General features: G+C 46.7%; 24 protein-coding genes, 3 pseudogenes and 1 riboswitch. Of the genes and pseudogenes, 23 read left to right on the forward strand and 4 right to left on the reverse strand.

Translation table 11 applies throughout. From position 1 onward, the window contains the following. Positions 1–27 precede the first annotated feature (27 nt). Positions 28–1,107: an MBL fold metallo-hydrolase gene (locus FU659_RS13840; RefSeq protein WP_397355711.1), complete on the forward strand. Its 1,080-nt coding sequence runs from the start codon at positions 28–30 to the stop codon at positions 1,105–1,107. Between the two features lie 299 nt (positions 1,108–1,406). Next, positions 1,407–1,631 (forward strand): hypothetical protein, encoded by a 225-nt coding sequence (locus tag FU659_RS13845; protein ID WP_222708545.1) that lies wholly within the window; start codon positions 1,407–1,409, stop codon positions 1,629–1,631. Positions 1,632–1,696: 65 nt separating this feature from the next. Here FU659_RS13845 and FU659_RS13850 read toward each other — a convergent pair whose 3' ends face one another. Next, positions 1,697–2,275 (reverse strand): guanylate kinase, encoded by a 579-nt coding sequence (locus FU659_RS13850; protein ID WP_187274140.1) that lies wholly within the window; start codon positions 2,273–2,275, stop codon positions 1,697–1,699. A gap of 165 nt (positions 2,276–2,440) precedes the next feature. Between FU659_RS13850 and FU659_RS13855 the strand changes: the two genes are divergently transcribed. The 11 genes and pseudogenes from FU659_RS13855 (at position 2,441) to FU659_RS13905 (ending at position 13,628) form a co-directional block, all read left to right on the forward strand. Next, entirely contained in the window at positions 2,441–2,671 is a 231-nt protein-coding gene (locus tag FU659_RS13855) for a hypothetical protein (RefSeq protein ID WP_147948120.1), read from the forward strand. 42 nt (positions 2,672–2,713) lie between these two features. After that, positions 2,714–2,919: riboswitch (cobalamin riboswitch) on the forward strand. A gap of 145 nt (positions 2,920–3,064) precedes the next feature. Beyond that, the gene (gene cobJ / locus FU659_RS13860) at positions 3,065–4,786 is read left to right on the forward strand and encodes a precorrin-3B C(17)-methyltransferase (protein WP_147948121.1); all 1,722 of its coding nucleotides are present in this window, start codon (positions 3,065–3,067) and stop codon (positions 4,784–4,786) included. 43 nt (positions 4,787–4,829) lie between these two features. Next, positions 4,830–5,810, forward strand: coding sequence for a sirohydrochlorin chelatase (locus FU659_RS13865; RefSeq protein WP_147948122.1), 981 nt, complete (start codon positions 4,830–4,832; stop codon positions 5,808–5,810). Then, the gene (cobK, locus tag FU659_RS13870) at positions 5,810–6,586 is read left to right on the forward strand and encodes a precorrin-6A reductase (RefSeq protein WP_147948168.1); all 777 of its coding nucleotides are present in this window, start codon (positions 5,810–5,812) and stop codon (positions 6,584–6,586) included. The genes FU659_RS13865 and cobK overlap by 1 nt, the downstream gene beginning before the upstream one ends. Positions 6,587–6,592: 6 nt before the next feature. Beyond that, positions 6,593–7,243, forward strand: a complete 651-nt coding sequence (locus tag FU659_RS13875; protein ID WP_147948123.1) for a precorrin-8X methylmutase — start codon at positions 6,593–6,595, stop codon at positions 7,241–7,243. A gap of 5 nt (positions 7,244–7,248) precedes the next feature. Beyond that, positions 7,249–8,379 carry a cobalt-precorrin-5B (C(1))-methyltransferase gene (locus FU659_RS13880; protein ID WP_147948124.1) on the forward strand — a complete coding sequence of 377 codons (1,131 nt, stop codon included), beginning with the start codon at positions 7,249–7,251 and terminating at the stop codon, positions 8,377–8,379. After that, the gene (gene cbiE, locus FU659_RS13885) at positions 8,376–9,611 is read left to right on the forward strand and encodes a precorrin-6y C5,15-methyltransferase (decarboxylating) subunit CbiE (RefSeq protein WP_147948125.1); all 1,236 of its coding nucleotides are present in this window, start codon (positions 8,376–8,378) and stop codon (positions 9,609–9,611) included. Before FU659_RS13880 ends, cbiE begins: the two co-directional genes overlap by 4 nt. Then, a pseudogene (cobI, locus tag FU659_RS13890) lies at positions 9,604–10,316 on the forward strand (precorrin-2 C(20)-methyltransferase). Before cbiE ends, cobI begins: the two are co-directional and overlap by 8 nt. Beyond that, complete coding sequence (gene cobM, locus FU659_RS13895) at positions 10,313–11,089, forward strand: precorrin-4 C(11)-methyltransferase (protein ID WP_147948126.1); 777 nt, start codon at positions 10,313–10,315, stop codon at positions 11,087–11,089. The pseudogene cobI and the gene cobM overlap by 4 nt, the downstream one beginning before the upstream one ends. After that, positions 11,086–12,243 (forward strand): cobalt-precorrin 5A hydrolase, encoded by a 1,158-nt coding sequence (locus tag FU659_RS13900; RefSeq protein ID WP_147948127.1) that lies wholly within the window; start codon positions 11,086–11,088, stop codon positions 12,241–12,243. The genes cobM and FU659_RS13900 overlap by 4 nt, the downstream gene beginning before the upstream one ends. Next, a complete protein-coding gene (locus tag FU659_RS13905; RefSeq protein ID WP_147948128.1) occupies positions 12,243–13,628 on the forward strand; it encodes a cobyrinic acid a,c-diamide synthase CobB in 1,386 nt (461 codons plus the stop codon). The genes FU659_RS13900 and FU659_RS13905 overlap by 1 nt, the downstream gene beginning before the upstream one ends. Positions 13,629–13,682: 54 nt before the next feature. Here FU659_RS13905 and FU659_RS13910 read toward each other — a convergent pair whose 3' ends face one another. After that, on the reverse strand, positions 13,683–13,949 hold the full coding sequence (locus FU659_RS13910) for a hypothetical protein (protein ID WP_147948129.1): 267 nt from the start codon (positions 13,947–13,949) through the stop codon (positions 13,683–13,685). Positions 13,950–14,052: 103 nt separating this feature from the next. Between FU659_RS13910 and FU659_RS13915 the strand changes: the two genes are divergently transcribed. From FU659_RS13915 to FU659_RS13935, 5 genes are all read left to right on the forward strand, one after another. Continuing rightward, positions 14,053–14,289 carry a hypothetical protein gene (locus FU659_RS13915; protein ID WP_147948130.1) on the forward strand — a complete coding sequence of 79 codons (237 nt, stop codon included), beginning with the start codon at positions 14,053–14,055 and terminating at the stop codon, positions 14,287–14,289. Between the two features lie 342 nt (positions 14,290–14,631). Beyond that, complete coding sequence (locus FU659_RS13920; RefSeq protein ID WP_147948131.1) at positions 14,632–14,811, forward strand: hypothetical protein; 180 nt, start codon at positions 14,632–14,634, stop codon at positions 14,809–14,811. Between the two features lie 88 nt (positions 14,812–14,899). Continuing rightward, positions 14,900–16,054: a putative cytokinetic ring protein SteA gene (gene steA, locus FU659_RS13925; protein WP_147948132.1), complete on the forward strand. Its 1,155-nt coding sequence runs from the start codon at positions 14,900–14,902 to the stop codon at positions 16,052–16,054. Continuing rightward, a complete protein-coding gene (locus FU659_RS13930; protein ID WP_147948133.1) occupies positions 16,051–16,782 on the forward strand; it encodes a glycosyltransferase family 2 protein in 732 nt (243 codons plus the stop codon). Before steA ends, FU659_RS13930 begins: the two co-directional genes overlap by 4 nt. Beyond that, a complete protein-coding gene (locus FU659_RS13935; RefSeq protein WP_147948134.1) occupies positions 16,752–17,504 on the forward strand; it encodes a hypothetical protein in 753 nt (250 codons plus the stop codon). Before FU659_RS13930 ends, FU659_RS13935 begins: the two co-directional genes overlap by 31 nt. Before the next feature lie 142 nt (positions 17,505–17,646). Here the strand turns inward: FU659_RS13935 and FU659_RS13940 are convergent, their stop codons facing one another. Then, a complete protein-coding gene (locus FU659_RS13940) occupies positions 17,647–17,904 on the reverse strand; it encodes a DUF2627 domain-containing protein (protein WP_147948135.1) in 258 nt (85 codons plus the stop codon). A 167-nt stretch (positions 17,905–18,071) separates the two neighbouring features. Between FU659_RS13940 and lpdA the strand changes: the two are divergent. The 4 genes and pseudogenes from lpdA (at position 18,072) to FU659_RS37155 (ending at position 23,040) form a co-directional block, all read left to right on the forward strand. Then, positions 18,072–19,495: pseudogene (gene lpdA, locus FU659_RS13945) on the forward strand (dihydrolipoyl dehydrogenase). A gap of 110 nt (positions 19,496–19,605) precedes the next feature. After that, positions 19,606–20,616: a thiamine pyrophosphate-dependent dehydrogenase E1 component subunit alpha gene (locus FU659_RS13950; protein WP_147948136.1), complete on the forward strand. Its 1,011-nt coding sequence runs from the start codon at positions 19,606–19,608 to the stop codon at positions 20,614–20,616. A 3-nt stretch (positions 20,617–20,619) separates the two neighbouring features. Beyond that, positions 20,620–21,600 carry an alpha-ketoacid dehydrogenase subunit beta gene (locus tag FU659_RS13955; RefSeq protein ID WP_147948137.1) on the forward strand — a complete coding sequence of 327 codons (981 nt, stop codon included), beginning with the start codon at positions 20,620–20,622 and terminating at the stop codon, positions 21,598–21,600. A gap of 65 nt (positions 21,601–21,665) precedes the next feature. Then, positions 21,666–23,040: pseudogene (locus tag FU659_RS37155) on the forward strand (dihydrolipoamide acetyltransferase family protein). Between the two features lie 2 nt (positions 23,041–23,042). Here FU659_RS37155 and prli42 read toward each other — a convergent pair. Further along, positions 23,043–23,147, reverse strand: a complete 105-nt coding sequence (gene prli42, locus FU659_RS35465) for a stressosome-associated protein Prli42 (protein ID WP_187274142.1) — start codon at positions 23,145–23,147, stop codon at positions 23,043–23,045. 73 nt (positions 23,148–23,220) lie between these two features. Between prli42 and FU659_RS13975 the strand changes: the two genes are divergently transcribed. Further along, positions 23,221–24,351: a M20/M25/M40 family metallo-hydrolase gene (locus FU659_RS13975; RefSeq protein ID WP_147948140.1), complete on the forward strand. Its 1,131-nt coding sequence runs from the start codon at positions 23,221–23,223 to the stop codon at positions 24,349–24,351. Positions 24,352–24,393: the final 42 nt, after the last annotated feature.

The following is a 24,393-nucleotide window of genomic DNA, read 5'->3' on the forward strand; positions in this document are numbered from 1 at the left end:
GGTTTGGAGGCAGTTGCAGTGTGGGTTATAATCATAAGTATTTTGTTAGTGTTGGTACTGCTAATCCTGTTGTTTCTGAGGTTTTATCCGGTTTTTGGACGTAAACCGTCTGAAAGTGCCGCGCAGGGTTTCAAACGTTCATCTCAATATGATGATGGTAAGTTTGCTAATCCCGTGCCTGCAAGGATGGATATGAGTTTCAAAACGACTGTCAGTATGTTGATTGATTTCATCAAAGGAATTCCGAACAGCCGCCCGAAGGAGCAATTGGCAATGGATTTCCCGTTCTTGGGCAATGACCAAGAAACGAAGATTACTTGGTTCGGGCATTCGGCTTCGCTTCTTACAATTGAAGGGAAAACGCTGCTTCTTGATCCCATGTTTGGCAGAGCGCCATCGCCGTTTCCTGGAATCGGCAAGGGTCGATATAGTGGCGGATTGCCTTTTTCTATCTCACAGTTGCCAGAAATTGATGCGGTTATTTTATCGCATGATCATTACGATCATTTGGATTACGGTTCAATTCAACAGTTAAAGCATAAAGTCAACAGGTTCCTTGTTCCCCTCGGGGTAGGTAGTCATTTGGTCAGATGGGGCGTATCGCCGGATCGAATTGAGGAACATGATTGGTGGGATGAGTTTGTCTTTGAAGGTCTGACTATGGCTTGTACACCAGCCAATCACTTTTCTGGGAGAAGCTTAACAGATCGCGGTGCGACACTTTGGTGTTCGTGGGTTATTAAAGGAAATTACTCGAGTATCTTTTTCAGTGGAGACAGCGGGTATGCTTCTCATTTCAAAAAAATAGGTGATCAATACGGTCCATTTGACCTTACGCTCATGGAATGTGGACAGTATGATATTCGGTGGGCTGATATCCATATGATACCGGAAGAAACGGTCCAAGCCCATCTTGATGTGAAGGGAAAACTGCTGATCCCGATTCACTGGGGGGCGTTCACATTAGCCATGCACGATTGGAGGGATCCTGTGGAGCGTGCAATCAAGGCCGCAGAAGCTAAACAAGTTCAGATAGCTACGCCCAAAATAGGGCAAACGGTTAGCGTGCATGCTTCTCAATATCCGAGATCTGCTTGGTGGCGGTAAAGTAAAGTATGCTAACGGAAAGTCAAGAAGTGGATACTTATGTGACCTCCATGTTATTATGGTTAAGGCTGGTAGAAAGTAGTGAGCAGGAGAGAAGAAAAAGCTATGGATGAACAGAAAAGTGAGCGGAAATTTCATTTTCTAGGTGTATTGCTTGGTGTTGCCGTTGATAATGTAGGTACCTTTATCACTACGGCTTTCATTGGCAGTATCTATTTTGCCAACCGTCAAGTGGATACGAACGATTTAAGCGTTGTTTATTCGAACGTGGGTCTATTACTTTGCTTTTGGTTATTGGTTTGTTTTGGTCGTTTTTCGGAGGATTCATCGCGGCTAAGGTTGCGAAGCGTGCGGAATATACGAATGCCGCTGTCATTGGCGTTATCGGGGCTGCCATCGGATTCGACTCCATGCTAACCAATCACGCTGTTCCGCTTTGGTATGAGCTAACCGGATTCATTGTAATTGTCCCTGTATCCTTATTAGGTGGATATTTGGCGTTGAAGCTGAAGAAAGCACCGTAGAATGAGGCTTGCATAGTGAACAAAGAGACCTGCATGATGCCGGGTCTCTTCACTTTTGAATCGGGCTAACTTGTTGGAGTAGGCATATGTGCAAGCATGGTCATTTTCACTTTGTTGATCGTTTCATGTAAATCCATGTTTTCAAAAACATGTTCACAGTCTTTTCGGTAGGAAACCTCTTCTATATAATGATTCATGTAGTGATCTATGACGTCGGTTGGGGTATTGCGAGCCAGCATGCGTTCCAAGATCGTTTGCTTATTCACATAAATAAATAAACGGACAGCTCTTTCACCAAAAACGTATTTAAAACGATTTGCGGCATACCGATTAACAATGACATAGATTTGGCCGTTTTGACGCAATGCTTCTTCTAGATCTGCTTTTCTAATTCCATAGAAATTTCCGTCGATCTCAACAGTTTGGAAAAACTCCCCTGCAATGTCTGCATCAATAAATGCTTTGCGAGAAATGAAGGTGTAGTCTTTGCCATTGACTTCTTTGGGTCTGGGTGTTCGGGTTGTACAGGAGACGACGGACGCTAATCCCAGTTCCTTGGAAATTTGGTGAGCAATTGTTTTGCGTCCGGAACCGCTTGTACCCGTAAAGACGAAAACTGTGCCATTTGTTTCATAACCGTTCATATCCATTCCTCCTTCATACTATGAATGAAAGCGTTATATTGATAGTTTCATTATAGTACGAATATTCAGAATATAAAAGAAGTTCTTTTTTGAACGAATAAGAAGTGATTTCATTCATATGGATGCGATATAAGCAATGAAAGAGAAAAAGAAGGGAGTACATGTGTGCCAAAATTCGCTAATTTAAGTGCTGAAGCTACACAATTTTTACGTGAGAAGACAGGCAGCATACATTTGGAATGTTACACATATATTGATCCGAATCGTGCAGAAAACAGTTTTTTTATAGTACGCACCACGAACAAAGTGATTCATGTTGCATTTGCTGAAATCGACTATAATCCAGCTAATTACTCAAGCTTACTTCAAGGATTATATCGTACGATCTACGAATAATAACGTGACAAGCATTTCGATAGATGATACGATTAATGTAATTTCATATCGTTTGAATGAGGTGCTATATGTCTATGGACATAATAGCTTAAAAGGGAAGACCGGTTACAATCCGGCACGGACCCGCCACTGTAAAGATCGCCATTACTTGAAGGCAATTCCTTATACACAGTCACTTGGTTAACAACCTGGGAAGACATAAGGGACATGATCGAAGTCAGGAGACCTGCCTTTTTCATCAACACAATGGCCTTACGTGGAATTAGGGTGTGTTAGAGAGTGGTTGCTCCTGTGTTTTTTTAACTTGATGTATAAACCAAGCATTCCTAACATGACTTATGTTAGGAATGCTTTTTTTTTTTTTGTTGCAATAATGTGAAAGGGTGAACAGCGATGCCAGGGAAATTGCTCATCATCGGCTTTGGGCCGGGGAGTTTTGAACATATTACGAAACGTGCAAGAGAAGCTATCCAGGAAAGCGAAATCATCATTGGCTACAACACCTACGTCGATTTGATCTCGGGTTTGTTGTCGGACCAGCAAGTTGTACGGACGGGGATGACGGAAGAAGTAAGTCGTGCGCAAGAAGCTGTACGTCAAGCCAAGTTAGGCAAGAAAGTGGCCGTCATTTCCAGTGGTGATGCGGGTGTATATGGAATGGCTGGCCTCGTATATGAAGTGTTAATGGAACAAAGATGGACACAAGCCGATGGCGTTGAAGTTGAGGTTATTCCCGGCATTTCGGCAGTTCACTCCGCCGGTTCTTTGCTAGGTGCGCCTATCATGCATGACTCTTGTACGATTAGCTTAAGTGATCACCTGACACCTTGGGAGCTTATCGCGAAACGGGTGGAAGCCGCAGGTATGGCGGATTTTGTTATTGCGCTCTATAACCCGAGAAGCGGTAGACGAACGAGACAGATTGTGGAGACACAACGTATTTTACTGAAGTATCGCTCGCCATTAACACCAGTTGGTATCGTGAAAAGTGCGTATCGTGACCGACAAGACATTGTGGTTACGACGTTAGCCGATATGTTGAACCATGATATAGGGATGCTTACAACGATCATCATCGGTAATTCAGCCACAAAGCTGTATGACGGTCTCATGATTACTCCAAGGGGCTACCAAAGGAAATATACCCTAGGAGCGGAAACACAACCACTGAAGCCGCATCAAAGATTAAGAGCAGAGGCAGAGCCATGGGCCTTAGAGCAGTTGGATGAGGAATTCGACGGGGCTGAAAGGCAGGGGCAGTTAGTTCGCGATGACGAAGAAGATGAAGACGATGAGGAATTACTCCCTGTATCTGATTTCACTTCTAAGCAAATTGAACCTGAATATATAAAATCAACAGCCAACTCTTTGCAGCTCGCAATGGAAGCCTTGCAGCTAGTTAGTAAAACGTCAGCAGTGGAAAATGGGAGTGGTGTTAATAATTTTGCTCCCCTGCCTACGGCTACCCAGTCGATTTTTGAATTCGCAGTGAGTCCGGGTATTGCCAATAAAAAGCTAACGGCGGTTCAATTGTGTGCTTTAGGTGAAATTATTGGCGATCGTGGCGACATCGAATATTCACCTCATCATCAACTGATTGTACGTGTACATACAGATGACCCCAAACAGATCACATCAGAATTAAGCGAGCTAGGACTTTTGCTTTCCCCGATTGGGGATGTTGCTCAAATCAAAGCGTGTGATTTCTGCAATTTAGAAAAGGGCGATTCCATTCCTTATGCTGAAGGGATTCATAATCGTATTGGAAATATACAGGTTCCCAAAGAACTGAAGATTGGCTTCAATGGCTGTGGAATGGCCTGTTACGGAGCTGTGCAGCAAGATATCGGAATCGTTTATCGTAAGAATAAGTTTGACCTCTTTCTCGGCGGCAAGACGGTTGGTCGTAACGCGCATCCTGCTCAACCGGTTGCCGAAGGCATTGATCCGGAAGAGATTGTTGATTTAGTGGCTCGCATCGTTGAACGTTATCAAAAAGAAGGTCATCCAAACGAGCGTTTCCATAAATTTTTTAAACGAGTTAAAGAAATTGAAGGCTACCGTCATCAGGAGATGGTTGGTTTCGTCATTGAAAATGCCATATGCGGCGATTAGATAAACATTATGCAGGGAAACTTCTCGGAGGGGGAATGAACGAATGAACGCAGTATTATTTGTCGGTCATGGCAGCAGGGAGCAAGGAGGCAATGAGGAAGTTCGTCAGTTTGTAGCGGAGATTGCCAGTAAGATGCCGAATTATTTGGTGGAAACATGCTTTTTGGAGTTTGTTCAGCCAACGATTATGCAAGGCATTGACCGTTGTGTGGAATTAGGTGCAACTCATGTTGTGGTGATTCCGATTATTTTGTTTGCTGCGGGGCATGCAAAAATTCATATTCCATCAGCTATTGATGATGCAAAGAAGAAATATCCTTTCATGAAATTTACATATGGCAGACCGATCGGGGTACATGAGCAAATTCTTGAAATCTTGTCCTCCAGAGTCCAAGATATTGGTATACAAATAAAAGAGGATCTGGGTGAAACGGCGCTGCTTATTGTTGGACGTGGAAGCAGTGATGCCGATGCGAATAGTGATTTGTTTAAAATTTCACGCTTGTTCTGGGAAAAACTGCAGGTGAAATGGGTAGAAACAGCATTTATTGGTGTTACGGCTCCACTTATGGATGCAGGGATCGAACGTTGTTTGCTGCTCGGGGCAAAGAAAGTAATTATCCTTCCTTATTTTCTTTTTACGGGTGTTTTGATTCAGCGAATGGAACTTATGGTTCAAGGATATAGAGAAACCTATAAGGATAAAGAGTTTGAGATGGCACCTTATTTTGGTTTTCATCCTCTTCTTCAAGAGATATTAATTGGTCGCGCGGAAGAAGCGCTTCAGGATGAAGTGAAGATGAACTGCGACATGTGTCAGTATCGCCTGGAAGCAATGAAGCATATTGACCACCATCATCACCACGATCATGATGATCATGGACACGACCACGACCATGACCATGACCATCACAATCACGGACACGATCATAACCATGACCATCACGAGCATGATCATGACCACGATCACAACCATAAGCATGAGCATGAGCATGAGCATGCGCCAACAGGAGGGAAACAATGATGATTCTCGTTCTTGCAGGTACGAGCGATGCCAGAGAGCTAGCGATAGGCATTCGTTCAGCTGGTTATGAGGTGCTCACGACAGTGGTGACTGAAAGTGCTGCCAAAAGTATGGACGCGGAAGGACTCCCCGTGCTGATAGGACGCCTTACCGCAGAAGCGATGAAGCAGCTAATAGAAGAGCGGGGAATCCGTATTGTTGCGGATGCAACGCATCCTTTTGCCGAGGAAGCATCGAAAAATGCGATGGCAGCTGCTGAGTTAGCTGACGTTCCTTATGTTCGCTTCGAACGACAAAGCTTGTCTATCGAGCAAGGTGCGCTCGTCACCACAGTCGAGGATTATAAGCAGGCTGCTGAGTTAGCAGCCGATAAGAAAGGCAACATCATGCTGACGACAGGCAGCAAAACGCTTAAAATTTTTGCTGATCGTTTGGTTGGCTTACCGGATACGAGACTCATCGCGCGTATGCTGCCACGCCAAGATAATATGGAAAAGTGCGATGAATTAGGCATTGACCAGAAAAACATCGTGGCTATGCAAGGGCCATTTTCCAAAGAATTAAATAAAGCCCTTTATGCGCATTACAACGTTACGCTAATGATTACCAAAGAAAGCGGAAAGGTCGGCGCTGTGGATGAGAAGCTGGAAGCAGCGCTGGAAATGGGCATTCCGAGTATTGTTATTGGTAGACCAAGCTTAGCGTATGGGGACTATTATTCAGATTTTGCAGGCGTTATTCAATATATTAATGAACGCATTCAGAAGGAGACGTGATCTGACATGGAATTTCATACAGATTTTAAACCATTAACTGTTCAGCCACAAGAAATAGAAGAGAAAAGCTTTGAGATGATTACAGAAGAATTGGGTGAGCATTCTTTTACTCCTGAGCAGTATCCGGTCGTGCAGCGGGTTATTCATGCATCGGCAGATTTTGAATTGGGACGCAGTCTTGTCTTTCATCCGAGAGCGATTGAGGCTGGTATTGCAGCTATTCGTGCTGGGAAAATTCTCGTAGCTGACGTACAAATGGTACAGGTTGGAATCAGCAAGCCAAGAATTGAACAGTTCGGCGGCGAAGTAAAGGTTTATATTTCAGATGCCGATGTCATGGAAGAAGCGAAGCGACTAAATACAACTCGCGCTATTATATCCATTCGTAAAGCGATCAAAGAAGCAGATGGCGGTATTTATGCCATTGGGAACGCGCCAACAGCTCTGCTCGAATTGATTCGACTTGTTAAAGAGGGAATCGCGAAGCCGGGGCTTATTGTTGGCGTTCCCGTCGGTTTCGTATCGGCTGCAGAATCCAAAGAGGAATTAGCCAAACTGGACATTCCGTTCATAACGAATATCGGCCGCAAAGGCGGCAGCCCCGTTGCTGTGGCAGCGGTGAATGCGCTGTCGATCATGGCGGCGCGTAAGGAGTAAAGCCGATGGTGGAGGAGCAACCGGCAAAGCCGCTGCGCCATGGCTATACCACAGGCTCCTGCGCAACAGCCGGAGCCAAAGCAGCTCTGCTGGCGCTTATTGAGCAAGCGCCGCAAACGCACGTAAGCATCCGTATTCCCATTGGGGAGACGGTGGAGTTTGCTCTGCACAGCTGCACGTACACGCAGCTGTGGGGGGAAGCCGCCCTCATCAAAGATGGGGGCGATGACCCGGATGCGACGCACGGTGCGGAGATCATCGTGCGCGTGAGCTTCCGTGCCGAGCGCGGCGTCGGCATTGATGGAGGTATCGGCGTCGGGCGGGTGACCAAGCCCGGACTGCCGGTTGAGATCGGCCAAGCGGCCATCAACCCGGTTCCGCGGAAGATGATCCGCGAAACCGTGCAAGAGGTGCTTGACCGCTATGAGATCGAGCACGGCGTCGATGTGCTTGTGTCTGTGCCCGCCGGCGAAGAGATCGCCAAGAAGACGCTAAATGGGCGTCTTGGCATTATCGGCGGCATTTCGATTCTCGGTACCCGGGGAATCGTGGTGCCTTTTTCGACCGCAGCTTACAAGGCGAGCGTCGCGCAAGCGATACGCGTTGCCGTCAAATGCGGCTGTGATCATCTCGTTTTGTCCACCGGAGGTCGAACCGAAATATTTGGAATCAGCATGTACCCCGAGCTTCCGGAGGAAGCTTTCATTGAGATGGGTGATTTCGTTGGATTCGCACTCCTACAAGCCCAACGGCAAGGGATTCGCAAGATAACGCTGGTCGGGATGATGGGGAAGTTTTCCAAAGTGGCCCAAGGCGTCATGATGGTCCATTCCAAGAGTGCGGCGGTCGACTTCGAATTTCTCGCGCAGGTAGCGATTGAGGCGGAAGCATCTGATGCGTTGGTCGAAGAAATCAGAGGCGCCAATACGGCTTCGCAGGTCGGAGATCTCATGGCTAAGAACGGTTTTTTACGTTATTTTGAACGGTTGTGTGAGCGCTGTAATTTGGCGGGACTTGAAGAAGTTGGCGGAGGCTTTGATCACATAGAGACGGTTATTATTTCTATGAAAGCCGAGCTGCTCGGCAAATCGGCTATATATAAGCAAGCTGAGATAGGAGAGAACAAAGACGTATGAGTAGAAGCATCAAATTGATTGGTATTGGCGATAATGGCCAAGCAAGTTTGCTTCCCCTGTATGTGAAGTGGATCAGGGAAAGCGAAGTGCTTGTTGGCGGAGAACGGAACTTGGCCTTTTTTCCGGATTATCGTGGAGAGAAAGTCGTCATCAAGGGCAGTTTAACTGGACTCGTAAGTCAACTTCAAAACGAGGAGCGTTCGATTGTCATTTTGGCATCAGGCGATCCTCTCTTTTATGGGATTGGGGGATATGTGGCTAAGAAATTGGAAGGCATTGAGTTCTATCCGGCTCTTAGCTCGATTCAATTGGCTTTTGCCCGTCTTGGCGAGAGCTGGCACGATGCTTATATTACTAGTGTGCACGGGCGCAGTATCAAAGGATTGGCGCAGCGGATCGACGGAAAAGACAAAGTGGTCCTTCTTACCGATGAAACGAATACGCCAAGTGCAATAGCTGCTTATTTGCTCTCTTTTGGCATGAACGAGTATCGGGCATTTGTGGCAGAAAATTTGGAAGGAGCCGACGAGCGCTGCGGTTGGTATGATTTGGATGAGCTTCTTTCGCATTCCTTCTCTCCTCTGAATGTGGTTATTCTGAAAAGGCAATCCCCAGGTCCTATTTGGTCTCTTGGCATTGAAGACGATCAATTCGCGCAGCGTAAACCGGATAAGGGTCTGATTACCAAAAAGGAAGTTCGCGTGTTAAGCATTAGTCAGATGGGATTACAACCGGATAGTGTTGTATGGGATATCGGTACATGCACAGGTTCCGTTGCCATTGAAGCAGCTCGCATAGCGCGTGAGGGTGCTGTATTCGCGATCGAGAAAAATGAGGATGATTTGAAAAATTGTCTGGAAAATAGCGCTAAGTTCCGCGTCGATCTCACCGCTGTTCAAGGCAGAGCGCCCAAAGGTTTGGACGAATTTGCAGATCCGGATGCTGTATTCATCGGTGGCAGTGGCGGCGAGATGGCGGAACTGCTGGAATTGTGTGCGGCCAGACTTAAACCAAATGGCACAATCGTGCTGAATGCAGCAACGATAGAAACGCTTTATGAAGCAGATAAGACGTTTGCCAGTGTTGGGTTTACAACCCAAATAACGCTCGTGCAAGTATCGCGCAGCAAACCTATTTTACATATGAAAAGATTCGATGCGTTGAATCCTATATATATTATTACAGCGAAGCGCAAGCAGCCAGATAACGAAGGAGGAAGCGGAGATGAGTAAGCTAGGCACGTTATATGGCTTAGGCGTAGGCCCCGGCGATCCGGAATTGATTACGGTCAAGGCTTTCCGATTGCTCAAGGAATGTCCCGTCATTGCCTATCCACGGAAAAAAAGAGGGGCTAAGAGCTATGCGCTTGCCATCACAGAGCTTTACGTAAATACGGAGCAAAAAGAGATGATGGGTCTCACATTTCCGATGACGAGGGATAAGGAAGCGCTTGAAATCCAATGGACGAAAACCGTTGAAAGCGTTTGGTTTCATTTGGAGCAAGGGAAGGATGTGGCTTTCGTAACCGAAGGCGATCCGATGATTTACAGTACCTACATCCACCTTATGCGGTTAATGAATGAACGTCATCCTGAAGTGAAGGCGGTTTCGATTCCGGGAATCTCCTCCATTAATGCTTCGGCATCACGCCTCGGTATTCCGCTTGCTGATGGGGATGAGCAAATCGCGATTGTTCCTGCGACGGATAACTATGATCTTATGCGCAAAGCGATCGAGGAGCACGATTGCATTGTCTTTATCAAAGTTGCCAAAGTCATCGATTTGATGCTGTCTGTTCTGCGTGATCTTGGTCTAATAAACAAGGCATCCGTCCTAACGAAAGTGACGTCGTCCGAGGAAGAAATATGGCGCAACGTAGAAGAACTGCAGGGAAGAGAATTGGAATATTTACTTTAATGGTGGTGAGAAATAGATGAAATTATATATCATTGGCGCAGGACCGGGAGATCCGGATTTAATTACGGTGAAAGGCTTGAAGCTTCTTCAACAGGCGGATGTCGTCATGTACACAGATTCCCTTGTTAATGAAGAATTGATCGCTAAAGCGAAGCCGGAAGCGGAAATATTGAAAAGCTCGGGGATGGATCTTGTAGAAATGGTAGGCATCATCATTGACCGTCTTAAGCAGGGGAAGATGGTTGTTCGCGTTCATACTGGAGACCCAGCGATGTTTGGCGCGACGATGGAACAAATTGCTCTCTTGCGAAAGGAAAATATTGGCTATGAGATCGTTCCAGGCGTAAGCTCTGTATTTGCTTCAGCCGCCGCGGTGGGCGCTGAATTGACCATTCCGGATCTGACGCAGACAGTGATATTGACGCGCGCGGAAGGACGTACTCCCGTGCCGGAGCTGGAGAAGCTGCGTGATCTAGCCGCGCATCATTGTACGATTGCCTTATTCTTAAGCGCAACGTTAATTAAAAAGGTAGTTAGCGAGTTTATCGAAGCGGGCTGGAGCGAAGATACGCCAGTCGCTGTCGTTCAGCGCGCAACATGGCCGGATCAACTGATCGTACGCACGACGGTTGGCCATTTGGAAGAAGACATGCGGAAAAACAATATTCGCTCTCATGCGATGATTTTGGCTGGTTGGGCGTTAGATCCAGAGATTCATGGGAAAGAAGAATATCGTTCCAAGCTGTATGATAAATCGTTTACTCACCGCTTCCGCCGAGGTGTTAAACCATGACGATTGTGCTGCAAGAGGGCGTTATTCCTGCTATCCGCCAGAAGAACGACTATGCAGTCGTTGCGATTACGAAGCATGGTGTGGAGATTGCGCGTAGGCTTAATGAACAAATGAGTGGTACAGATGTTTATTACATGAGTAAATTTGTGAAAGGCGATGAAGATCAGCGCGGCATTCAATTGTTCGAAGGCAGTGTTCGCATGTTGTTTCCGGCCCTTTTTCCTGCTTACCAAGGACTTATTATCATTATTTCACTCGGGGCAGTCGTCCGTATGATTGCTCCTTTGCTTCAAGATAAGAAGAAAGATCCGGGCGTTGTCGTCATCGATGACAAGGGTGAACATGTCATTAGTGTTCTTTCCGGCCATTTGGGAGGCGCTAATGAGCTGACTCACGAGGTTGCGGCTGCTATTAATGCCAGAGCCGTCATCACGACGGCTTCGGATGTGCAGAAGACGATCCCGGTTGATCTATTTGGCCGCAGATTTGGTTGGACCTGGGAGTCAGCGGACAAGCTGACGCCGGTCAGCGCCGCTGTTGTTAACGAAGAGAAGATTGCCGTCATTCAGGAGTCAGGAGAACCTAATTGGTGGACGCATGAGCGATCAATTCCTGCGAACATTCAGCGTTTTTCGTCGATTGCCGAAGGACATGCGAGTGAACCTAATGCCGTTCTGCTTGTCACTCATCGACTTCTTGAGACCGAGGAGCAGACAATTTTACAGAACGGTGTCCTGTATCGTCCTAAGGTGATCGTTCTCGGCATTGGTTGCAACCGAGGAACTTCAGCGGAGGAGATTGAAAACGTGATTGTTGAAACGTTGGCAGAGCTCTCTTTCTCCATTCGAAGCGTAAAAGCCGTATGTACCATTGATTTGAAAAAAGATGAAGAGGGACTGCTTGAAGTGACGCGTAAGCACGGTTGGGAATTCCATTATTATACACCGGAGCAATTGAATAGTGTGCCTGTGGATGCGCCATCGGAGACTGTACATCAGTATACGGGAGCTTATGCCGTTAGCGAGCCTGCGGTAAAACTATACACGGACCGTAATGAATTGATCTTGGTCAAGAAAAAATCCGGTAATGTCACGATTTCTGTCGGCTTACTTGCATTCAAAGAACCCGTTCAATTAGAAATGGGTGGCTTGTAATGGAGCGCAGAATCGTCATTGCCGGGACTGGCAGCGGTGTTGGGAAGACGACCTTAACGATTGGGATTATGGCGGCTTTGCAAAAGCGCGGACTTGCTGTTCAAGGCTTTAAGTGTGGTCCTGATTATATTGATCCAACCTATCATACGGCTGTAACCGGCAGAGCTTCGCGAAATTTGGACTCTTGGATGGTTGGTCGTGAGGCCGTAAAGGAAATTTATAACCGAGGCCGTAAAGGAGCGGATATTTCCATCATCGAAGGCGTTATGGGCATGTTTGATGGCAAAAACCCGCTTACTGACGAAGGCAGTACAGCAGATATTGGACGTATTTTGGGAGCCCCAGTCGTACTTGTTGTTCAAATAGCTAGTATGGCTCGAAGTGCTGCCGCAATTGTCAAAGGATTTCAGCAATTTGGCCAAGGTGATAACATCGTCGGCGTTATTGCCAATCGGGCGGGAAGCGAAGGTCACTATAAGATGGTGAAACAAGCCATCGAGCAAGAATGTGGGATTCCTGTGCTCGGTTATTTGCCGCGTGATGCAGATATTGAGCTGCCTGAACGGCATTTGGGACTCGTCCCTTCGATTGAGCGAGGTGAGTTAACACCGTTTTTCGATCTGCTCGTCGAAAAAGTAACTACGCATATAGATTTGGATCGATTATTGGAGATTGCAGTATGCCAGCCTATCGAAAGCCAACAAGTGTTGTTCCCGAACGTCGATGTTGTGCAGGAGAAAAGAGTCAAAATCGCAGTTGCTAAAGATGAGGCTTTTCACTTTTACTATCCGGAAAATTTGGAGCTGCTTGGAGCGGGCGGGGCAGAATGCGTGTATTTCTCCCCACTTGCTGGTGAAGGTGTTCCACCGGAAGCAGACGGTTTGTATATCGGAGGTGGATTCCCAGAGGAATTCGCTGAGCGTCTGGCTGCAGAAGAAGGAGTTAAAGCTTCAATTCGAATGCGCATTGCCGAAGGGATTCCAACACTGGCTGAGTGCGGCGGGTTCATGTATTTAACCGAGCACATTGTAGATACCACAGAAAACCACTATCCGATGGTAGGCATCATTCCGGGCAAGGTGACCATGCAGTCGAAGCTGGCTGCTCTTGGTTATCGTGAGGTTAGTGGGATAGATGGTAATTTCCTGCTAACGGCAGGTAAGCAAGCGAAAGGGCATGAATTCCATTACTCTACATTTCAACAAAATGAGAGTATAGACATACAGCCTGCTTTTCAAACCAAAGGCAGGCTTGGAACGAAAGCGGAAGGTTTCCGCAGCAGCAACGTCGTGGCAGGTTACACACATTTGCACTTTGCTTCGTATCCGGAAATAGTGTTCACTTGGATTGCGGCTTGCGAGCAGTATCAGCAGCGCCGGCAGTAAAACAATGAAACCCCTTATCTTGATCCGATAAGGGGTTTGTCATGCGTCATGTCATTATTTTATGAAAGTCAGAGCTTGATCTGCAATGTGATCTTTGTAACGATCAAGGCAATTGCAAAGATAGTCTTTACGGCAGATAGGGCAAGGTTCTTTCATCAATCTATTCAAATCCGTCACTTTACCGATGCCGGTTTCGGAATCTCTTTCAAAGAACAGACGGCATTTGTTCCGATCTTTCAATGAGACTACGACTTCGAAAAGACCGTTTTTCTTATTATCACTAACTATTGTTGCATCTACAACCTGCGGATCATATGCCATAGTAATTCCTCCTCAAACTAGCATGCCCTCATCTTTGTTAGCTTGGGTGCATTAGTATATTATATAAATAAACGAGATTTTATTCAATAGGAGGGATTGTGGCATGATTATGGACTATTGTGAACGCGAAATCGTTGATGGCAGAGTCCACTTTCACATTGGTCTTCAGTTCGAGGATGAGCCTGATTCTCTGTATGTGGCAGAACTGGAATTGAAGGAAGATGGCAGCGTACAGGAGCTTAAACTATATTTCAACGGGTTTGATTGCAAGTATAAATTTCGTCCTGAGGAAAGCGATGCCTTGATACGCTATGCGGCAGAACATAGAAACGAAGGTTAGAATTTTAGGAGACATGAAAAAAGGAATGTTCCCCATGCGTATGGTTCATATTCCTTGATTTGTGCTTATGATCTTGTCTGGAGAGTCTTTCCTTCCGCGTAGGTGTTGTTTTGGTAAGGGGACTTACACCGTTCCAATGCAACCGCTGAATGGCAGGATCAAGCTTGCCTTCGCGTAGAGCGCGTTTTTCTGTTTTTTTGTGCTTGGGATTGCGACATGCGTATCTCCTCTTTTCATCTCGAAATCATGGTGGTTCTCTTTTATTGTAAGCAGGTCGATGTTTAGTGGCAATGGAAAGTTTTATTATTAAAATAATATCGCGTAAGGAAAGGGGAGGCAAGTATGCGTATTGGGGTTCAGCTGGCGGTAGCCGGAGATCAGGTTAAACAGGATGTTATTGAAATTGCCGAGCACAAGCTTGGTGAAATGACAGATGAAGAGATTGAAAGTGCGATCGAAATGAAAATCCGCGCTTGGGTTGATCGGATGATTCAAGTGGAATGGGAAGTTATTGAAGAATAATAAGGATAAAGGCAAAATTTACATAGAATATAGGGGTAAAGGACAAAATAAGGCTAATCATGAGGCGAAAGGAAAGTCGGTGTCTATCATGAATTGGTCTTCTTTGTCCTTGTTTACGTCCAAACCGTTGCCGCTTTGTAAAGGAAAGGTTAGCGCCGGAGAGATAACTAAAGTTTTGCTTCGCAAGCTGCCGATAGGAAGAATTGTTGTCCTCCAGCATAGGGATATAGATGAGGTCATTGCTCAAGAGCTAATTGATCATAAAGTGAAGGCGATCATTAATTGTCGGGAAACTATGAGCGGCACATATCCGACGCAAGGGCCACTGCTTCTGCTGCAGCATAACATTCCGATTTGGGATGCGGATTTATCCGCCTTCGATATCTTGGTTACTGATTCTGATATCGCTATATATGAAGAATCCATTGTCTGTAAGGAACAGGTCATCGCATGCAAGGCTTTTAAGCGTGAGGACTGGCTTCATCTGCACCAGCTCGCCAATGCGCAAGCCGAGCACCTGTTGGACCAATTTATCGAAAATACACTAACCTATGCCATTCGTGAAAAGAAAGCTGTCATGTCCCCGATTCCTCAGCCGTCCCTGCGAACTGATTTGGAAGGCAAACATGTGATGATCGTCTCCAGAGGGAAAGGATATAAGAAAGATTTATTGGCGGCAAAAGCTTTTATTCAACAAGTGCGACCCATTTTGATCGGTGTAGATGGGGGTGCTGATGCGCTTATGGAAAGCGGCTACCAACCGCATATTATTATTGGTGATATGGACAGTGTAACGGACCAAGCGCTTTATAGCGGCGCTGATCTGATCGTTCATGCCTATACGGATGGACAAGCTCCCGGAATGGCACGCATAGTTGAATTGGGATTGCACGCCCAGATCTTTCCCTGCTTCGGCACAAGTGAAGATGCAGCCCTTTTACTTGCTTTCGAGAATCGGGCAGAGTGGTTAGTAACGGTAGGGGCGCATACGCATATGATTGATTTTATGGAAAAAGGTAGGGGAGGAATGGGAAGCACCTTGCTTGTCCGTATGAAAATCGGTGCGCGTCTGGTGGATATTAAAAGTATGGAGCTGTTATATCAACCGCCTTCATTACACGGCAAAGAAGCTTGGATGACTGTTTTGCTGTCACTCCTTTTTGTTGGACTTGCCCTGCTCCAAACCCGCTGGATTGCGAAACAAATATCCCATGTGGTTGGAAAGCTGGGTGGGGTCGAATGAAGCCTTATCTCTCTATTATTATTCCGGCATGGAATGAAGAGGGCACGATCGAGCAAACATTGAGATGCATTGAAGAGCATGCAGATTTGATTTGGCATAATGAATGGCGGTTTGAAATTATTGTTGTCGATGATGGCAGCCGTGATAAAACGGTGGAGGTCGCCTGGCCTTGGGTGGATGTGCTGGTCAGACATAAAAAGCGCCAAGGAAAGGGCGCGGCGCTGCAGTCTGGAATTGCCAGAGCGCAGGGGGAAGTGCTGCTCTTTCTTGACGCTGACCTGCAAACGACCGCCGGGCATGCGCTGCTTCTTATCCAGCCCTTGCTGCGGCATGAAGCGGACATGGCGATAGCTAAGCTATTGCCCTCCGGTACCCGTGCAGGCTTCGGCTTGGTCAAGGGCTTGGCGCGCCGCGGTATTCACCGTCTCAGCGGCTATCAAACCGCAGCTCCCTTGTCCGGACAGCGCGCGGTGCGTGCTGATCGGCTGCAGGAGCTGGGACGTCTGCCACGCGGCTTCGGCGTGGAAGTTGCCTTAACGATTGATGCGGCGCGGCGCGGCCTGCGTATCGTAGAGCTGGAGGTGCCGATTACGCACCGTGAAACGGGGCGGGACTGGCACGGATTCGTGCACCGCGGCAAGCAATTTGTCGCGGTAGGGGTGGCCCTTCTGACTCGCTGGAAGGAGAGGAAGCCGGTATGGTCATCATCGGATCGATCCTCGATCTGATCGTCCTTGGAGCTCTGGGGAGGTGGATGCTGCCCCATGTCCAGCGCTTTCTGGAGGCGCATGGTCAAGTCGAGCCAAACTATAAAGGGGTATCCATCCCTCGTGGCATGGGGATTATGTTAAGCATGCTCGTATGGCTGCAGGAGCTTTTTCTGACACTGATTAGTAAGGCTTTTGATTTACTGCATACTGCTCAATGGTCAAGTTTTTTTCATTCTATTGAAGCTAATTTCCGGGTGTATACCTTGGCGGCTACTTTCATTTTCTTGTTAGGCTGGACAGATGATTTAATGGGCAGTAAGGTCGTGAAAGGCTTTAAAGGACACATGCGATATTGCAAAGAAAATGGGACGTTATCTATGGGGGCGGTCAAAGCCATAGGCACGTTAGGTACAGCAGCCTGGCTGGTAGCAGTCGGTAGACAAGAGCAAACCCCCATCTGGCAGATGGGGGTTGGGCTCATACTCGTCACACTGAGCACGAATACGATGAACTTACTGGATGTTCGTCCGGGAAGATCCTTGAAAGTATTCCTTGGTGTTTCTAGCGCAGTTTTCGTATATGGATGTCTGGTCAGCGGCATAGCGTCTCTTTTTCCAATGATTCCTGTATGTATGGGTGGACTTGTATTGTATGGCACGGATCTAAAAGCAAAAGGTATGCTTGGAGATGCCGGCGCAATCTACTTGGATTTACCCTTGGTTATAGCTTCATCCAGGTGATGCCATGGCTGCCTCAACTTGTGCTTGTTGTTTTATTAATCTACGTCCATAAGCAGGCGGAAATAAGCTCGCTGACCCATGTCATCGAACGGAATCGGATTCTGAATTGGCTAGACCGCTTGGGCCGACATAAAGTCCGGTCTTATTTGCGGCGCGGGGCTTTAAATCTCGGCGCAACATAATTGCGTTTGCGATCACGGAAGAATGTCCAGCCTCCAATGAAAGAGACACCGATGAGAAATAACACGAGGCCCAGGAAAAATTTGCCCCAAAGCATATGACCGTCCGTGTTGAATTGGGCAAAAATGGCATCCTTCATCGCAAGAAAGCCATAGGTAGCCGTCAAGCCAGGTATAACAAGTAAAAGAATGGCAATAAATCGATAAAATGGCGCTCTCATAGCTGCTCCTTCGTCCTAGTACTTCTGTTTTCTATCATCATACTCTGAAACGGTTAGTGTGTCTAATTCACAAATAAGACTATGATTTCATTCTCGAAAAAGGGTAATATAATAGAGACAACCGTATACATATGTGTTATCGAATGTTTGATAAGGAGGAGCAAATCATGAGTGAATATAGATATGATGTGGTCGTATTAGGCGGAGGTATTGGCGGATATACCGCGGCAATTCGCGCTGCACAGTTAGGCAAAACGGTAGCAGTCGTTGAAAGGGACAAGCTCGGAGGCACCTGTTTGCATCAAGGGTGCATTCCAAGTAAATCGCTGCTTCGCAGTGCAGAAGTTTACGCAACTATGATCAATAGCGAAGAATACGGCATTACAGCCGCAAATGTTGAACTTCATTTTGATCGCGTGCTCGGTCGTAAACAGCGCATTGTAGATCAACTACATCAAGGGCTTCAGTTCTTGATGAAAAAAATAAGATTACGATTCATTATGGCAATGGTCGAATCATCGGTCCTTCTATTTTTTCGCCGCGCAGCGGAGCTGTTTCAGTAGAGAAGGAAGACGGGGATATCGAGACTCTGTTGTCTACCAATTTGATTATTGCCACCGGTTCCAGACCGCGCAGTTTGCCAGGTTTGGAAGCCGACGGTACACATATTATGACAAGCGAAGAAGCTTTGCGGATGGAACAATTGCCGAAATCCATTATTATTGTCGGTGGCGGAGTGATTGGGGTTGAATGGGCCTCGATGCTCCGTGATTTTGGCGTTGAGGTAACGATTGTGGAACTTGATAAGCGGCTTGTCAGCTTGGAAGATGCGGAGACTTCAAAGGAACTGGAACGCGTGTTCAAGAAACGCGGGATAAACCTTGTGACTGGAGCTAAGGTGCTTCCGGAATCTGTGCAAAGAGCAGAAGGTTCAGTTACTTTGAAAGCGGACAAGCAAGGAGAAATGATTGAGCTTACGGCTGACAAAGTACTCGTATCTGTAGGACGCGTCGCCAATATCGAGGGAATTGGACTCGAGAGCACAGATGTTAAGATCGATAAGGGTGTTATTCGTGTGAATCGTTTCATGCAAACCACGGAGTCACATATCTATGCGGTGGGTGACGTGATCGGCGGTCTTATGCTTGCGCATATGGCTGGCCATGAAGGGATCTTGGCTGCTGAGCACATCGCTGGCCAAACGCCGCATGAGTTGCAGACTCATCTCGTTGCCAAATGTACCTACACAAGACCGGAAATCGCCAGCGTCGGTTGGACAGAGCAGCAAGCTATTGATCAAGGACATAAGGTGAAGACAGGCAAGTTCAGCTTCAAAGCGATTGGCAAAGCGCTGGTATACGGCGAATCCGATGGCTTCGTCAAAGTGATTGCGGATAGCGAAACGAACGATATCCTTGGTGTACATATGATCGGTCCGCATGTGACTGACAGTATTACAGAAGCGGCGCTTGCGCAGGTGTTGAATGCCACACCATGGGAAGTGGGACAAACGATCCATCCGCACCCTACGTTATCTGAGGCTTTGGGTGAAGCAATGCTAGCGGTGGACGGGATTGCGATTAGCGGATAAAAAATTGTAATCATGCGCATTTGCGTTTATAATACGTTTATAGGGTCAAGTCTTAGGACCAGGTATTAAAAAATGAGATCAGCTAACTATTTCTTAAGGAGGCAACCTCCATGTCCATTGGTCAGCTTAATAAGCATAGAACATTAGATTTATCAGATGATGAAGTCGTTCGTATGTACACCGTTATGAGTCTTGCAGCTAAATATGATGAGAGAGCTTTCATGCTTCAACGCGCAGGCAAAGTACCCTTTCACGTTTCTGGTATGGGTCAGTACGCAGGTCAGGTAGGCATGGCTTTCGCACTGAAGGCTCAAAAAGATTATTTCTTGCCTTACTATCGAGATTATGCACTTGTTCTTTCCGTTGGAATGACTGTAAAGGATTTGATGCTTGCTCTTTTTTGCAAAGCAGAGGATGTGAACAGTGGCGGCAGACAGATGGCGGGGCATTTTGGCGATAAGAAAAACCATATCGTAACAGGTTCCTCTCCAGTGACTACGCAAGTGCCTCACGCAGCAGGTATTGCATTGGCCGCGAAAATGAAAAAGCAAGATTTTGTCACTTTCGTTTCCTTTGGTGAAGGCTCCAGCAATCAGGGGGATTTTCATGAAGGTTGTAATTTTGCCGGGGTACACAAGCTGCCAGTCATTTTTGTTTGTGAAAATAATCAGTACGCCATTTCCGTTCCGCTTCATAAGCAAGTTGCAGGGAAAATTGCAGATCGTGCGCTGGGCTATGGATTTCCAGGCGTTCAAGTTGACGGAAGCGATGTATTGGAAATGTATCGCGTAACGAAAGAAGCAAGAGAAAGAGCGATTCGCGGCGAGGGACCAACATTGATTGAAATGGTTTCCTACCGACTCATGCCGCATTCCACTTCCGATGATGACATGCTGTATCGGACGAAGGAAGAAGTCGAACAAAACCGTCAAAAAGACGGCATTTTGAAATTTAAAGAGTACTTAATGGAATGTGGTCTGTGGAGCGAAGAGCAGGATCGCGAGCTTCAGGAACGGCAAAAGCAGGAGATTAATGAAGCTACGAAGTATGCGGATCTCGCTCCTTATCCGAACCCGGAAGATACGCTCCTCCATGTTTATGCGGAAGGAGATGGCAAATAGATTATGGCTGTTATAACGTACTTAGAAGCGATTCGTTCAGCGATGCAAGAGGAAATGCAGCAGGATGACAATGTGTTCGTACTTGGTGAAGATGTGGGCAAAGGTGGCGTCTTGAACACGACGAAAGGGCTGCGCGATTTGTTTGGTGAAGATCGTGTGCTCGATACACCCTTGGCGGAGTCAGCTATTGTAGGTGTGGCTATTGGTGCGGCGATGTATGGGATGAAGCCCATTGCTGAAATCCAGTTTGCTGATTTTATTTTCCCGGCAACGAATCAAATACTTAGCGAAGCGGCCAAGATCCGCTACCGTTCGAATAATGACTGGACCTGCCCGATTGTCATTCGTGCCCCTTATGGAGCGACGGGTGCTGGTGCTTTGTATCACTCGCAATGTCCGGAATCCGTTTTTTTTGGTACGCCCGGGATTAAAATTGTAGCGCCTTCAAATCCGTATGATGCAAAGGGACTTTTGAAAGCTGCGATTCGCGATGCCGATCCCGTACTTTTTTTCGAGCACAAGAAGTGCTATCTGGCATTGTCAGCGGAAGTACCTGATGATGATTACATCGTACCGATTGGAAAGGCTGATATTAAGCGCGAAGGGACGGATATTACGGTCATCGCCTATGGCATGGTTGTTAATTATGCTTTGTTAGCAGCTGAAGAGCTGGCTAAAGAAGGCATTTCTGCGCATGTCCTTGATTTACGCTCCTTGCAGCCTCTGGATAAAGAAGCTATCTTGGAAGCGGTAGCGAAGACCGGCAAAGTGCTCATCGCTCATGAAGATAACAAAACAGGCGGCGTTGGCGCGGAAGTATCCGCGATTATCGCAGAAGAAATGCTGTTTGAGCTCGATGCTCCCATTGCCAGACTATGTGGACCAGACGTTCCAGCAGTAGGCAGCAATCCACCTATGGAGAAGTTCTTCCTGCTTAACGCCGATAAACTGAAGGATGCTATGCGCAAATTGGCTATGTTCTAAAGCATTGCAATACTTGTTCTTAATTCCTTATGAATGATCATTTCCTGAACTTAGGAGGTACAAATATGAATCAAACGAACAGCCGATTGACGGAGGTTGTTGTTCCGCATTTGGCGGAAAGCCTCGTCTCGGCTACAATTGGCAAATGGCTTAAGCAGCCAGGCGATTATATCGAACAATATGAGGTATTGTGCGAGCTTTTCACGGAGAAGTAAACACAGAAATGCCTTCCCCCATAGAAGGAAAGCTTGTCAAAATCATCGTCGGGGATGGCGAAACCGCGGCAGTTGGGGAAGCCATCTGCTTGATTGAAGAACCAGGCGCAGAATCAATTCAAACAGGGGCTGCGGATGCCGGAATCAGCAATTCTCCAATAGCCGCATTGTCCGAGGATGCCGATCAAAGTATGAGAGGCCGTTATTCTCCCGCCGTTCATCGCATGGCACAAGATCATCAAGTAGACTTGGCTCGCGTTCCGGGAACCGGTCTTGGCGGACGAATTACACGTAAGGATGTTGAACAATTCATAGCATCTGGAGGAGCGAGAACAGTTCCTGCTGCTGTTTCTGCTGTGACTCAGCCAAACCAGCCGACGATAGCTTCACAAGCAGCGAGTGTCCCTGTTCCTGCAACGACAGTTGAAGCGGCAGCCTCCACAATGCCTGTAAGAAGCTCGGGCATTCATTTGTCAGCGAATCCGCAAACGCGCTTATTGAAGCGGAGGGGCATTCTCTGGATTCCCGCAATGAGCACTTCATCGATGTGACGCCGATTCGTAACGCGATTGCTTCCCGTATGAAGCAAAGCGTGACGGAAATTCCTCACGCATGGACGATGATTGAAGTTGATGTGACCAATTTGGTCGTGCTGCGGAACAAAGTGAAGGACGAATTTATGCGCCGCGAAGGCATTAATTTGACGTATCTCGCTTTTATGTTAAAAGCGGTCGTTAATGCGATCAAAGACTATCCCATCATTAACTCCGTTTGGGCGGTAGATAAAATTATCGTGAAGCGGGATATTAACATCTCCTTGTCAGTCGGAACCGAAGATTCGGTTATGACCCCGGTTATTAAAAAGGCTGATCAAAAAAATATCGCAGGCCTTGCCAGAGAAATCGATGAACTTACGAAGAAAACGCGTGCGGGGAAACTATCGCTGAATGATATGGTAGGCGGTACGTTTACGGTTAATAATACAGGCTCCTTCGGTTCGATTCTGTCTTATCCGATCATCAATTATCCGCAAGCGGCAATTGTGACCTTCGAATCGATTGTGAAGAAGCCTGTTGTGATCCAAGATATGATCGCGGTTCGCTCGATGGTTAACCTCTGTTTATCCCTAGATCACCGTATTCTGGATGGTGTCATCTGTGGAAGGTTCCTGCAAAGAGTGAAGGAAAACTTGGAGAGCTATAACGCCGAGACGAAAATTTACTAAACCTATGAATCAAAAAATAAGCCAGCTGTAAACAATATGCTGGATAGCACCATTGTAATGAGCATAATGTAGATAACGACTTTAAACCAGCGTCTGTTATTTTGCACGAAGGTTCACTCCTTTTTCGTAAAACTTGTCCTGTTTTTATTGTAACTCATAGTGTGTATTGGAGGAAAGTCCATGATTCAGCAAGAACGTTTGATTCAAGAATTCATTTCACTTGTTCAGGTAGACAGTGAAACCAGATTCGAGCAAGACATTTGCGTCGTATTAAAACAGAAATTCAGCAGCTTGGGGTTACATGTGGTCGAAGATGATTCCAAGGGCAAAAGTGGTCACGGCGCAGGCAATTTGATCTGTACACTCGAAGCTACCGACAACAATGCCGCGATACCAACCATTTTCTTTACTTCCCATATGGATACGGTAGCACCGGGTAAAGGCATTAAACCGATTATTGGCGAAGACGGCTTTATTCGCAGCGATGGCACGACGATTCTTGGCAGTGATGACAAAGCGGGAATTGCAGCAATGCTGGAGGGTATCCTTGTCCTAAAAGAGCAAAAAATCCCCCATGGACGAATTCAATTCGTGATCACGGTAGGAGAAGAAAGTGGTCTTAAAGGCGCTCGCGCCATGGATCGCAGTGTAATGGAAGCGGAATTCGGTTTTGCGCTTGACTCAAATGGTGCCATTGGCGACATTGCAACAGCAGCGCCTGGTCGTGCGGAAATTGAAATTATTTTCCATGGTAAATCGGCTCACGCCGGAGTAAACCCAGAGGATGGAATCAGCGCTATACAAGTAGCGAGTAAGGCTGTTTCTCGGATGTCTCTAGGTCGCATTGATAACGAAACAACGGCTAATATTGGCAGCTTTTCAGGTGTGGGTCCACTGAATGTGGTGTGTGATAAGGTGAAGCTCGAAGCGGAAGCTCGCAGTATCGTTCAGCATAAGCTGGAAGCGCAAATTGCTGCGATGAAACAAGCTTGTGAATCAGCGGCTGCGGATGCGGGAACGACTTGTGAGTTTAAAGCCGATATCGTATATGCTTCCTATATGCATGATGATTCGGCGCCTGTTGTGCAATTGACAGCCAGAGCTCTTTCTACGCTAGGATTAACAGCGCGTACTTTTCATTCAGGTGGGGGCAGTGATGCAAACATCTTCAATGGCATGGGTATTCCGACGGTGAATTTGGCAGTTGGCTACCATGATATCCATACGACCAATGAACATATTGCAATTGATGATTTGGTTAAAACAGCTGAATTGCTTGTAGCTATCGTGAAAGAAGCGGCCAAAGCTTAATTGATTTTAACCTAATTTCAGACATTTCAAATGAACCGATTA

The sequence above is a fragment of the Paenibacillus sp. N3.4 genome (assembly GCF_008017805.1).
Lineage (GTDB): Bacteria > Bacillota > Bacilli > Paenibacillales > NBRC-103111 > Paenibacillus_E.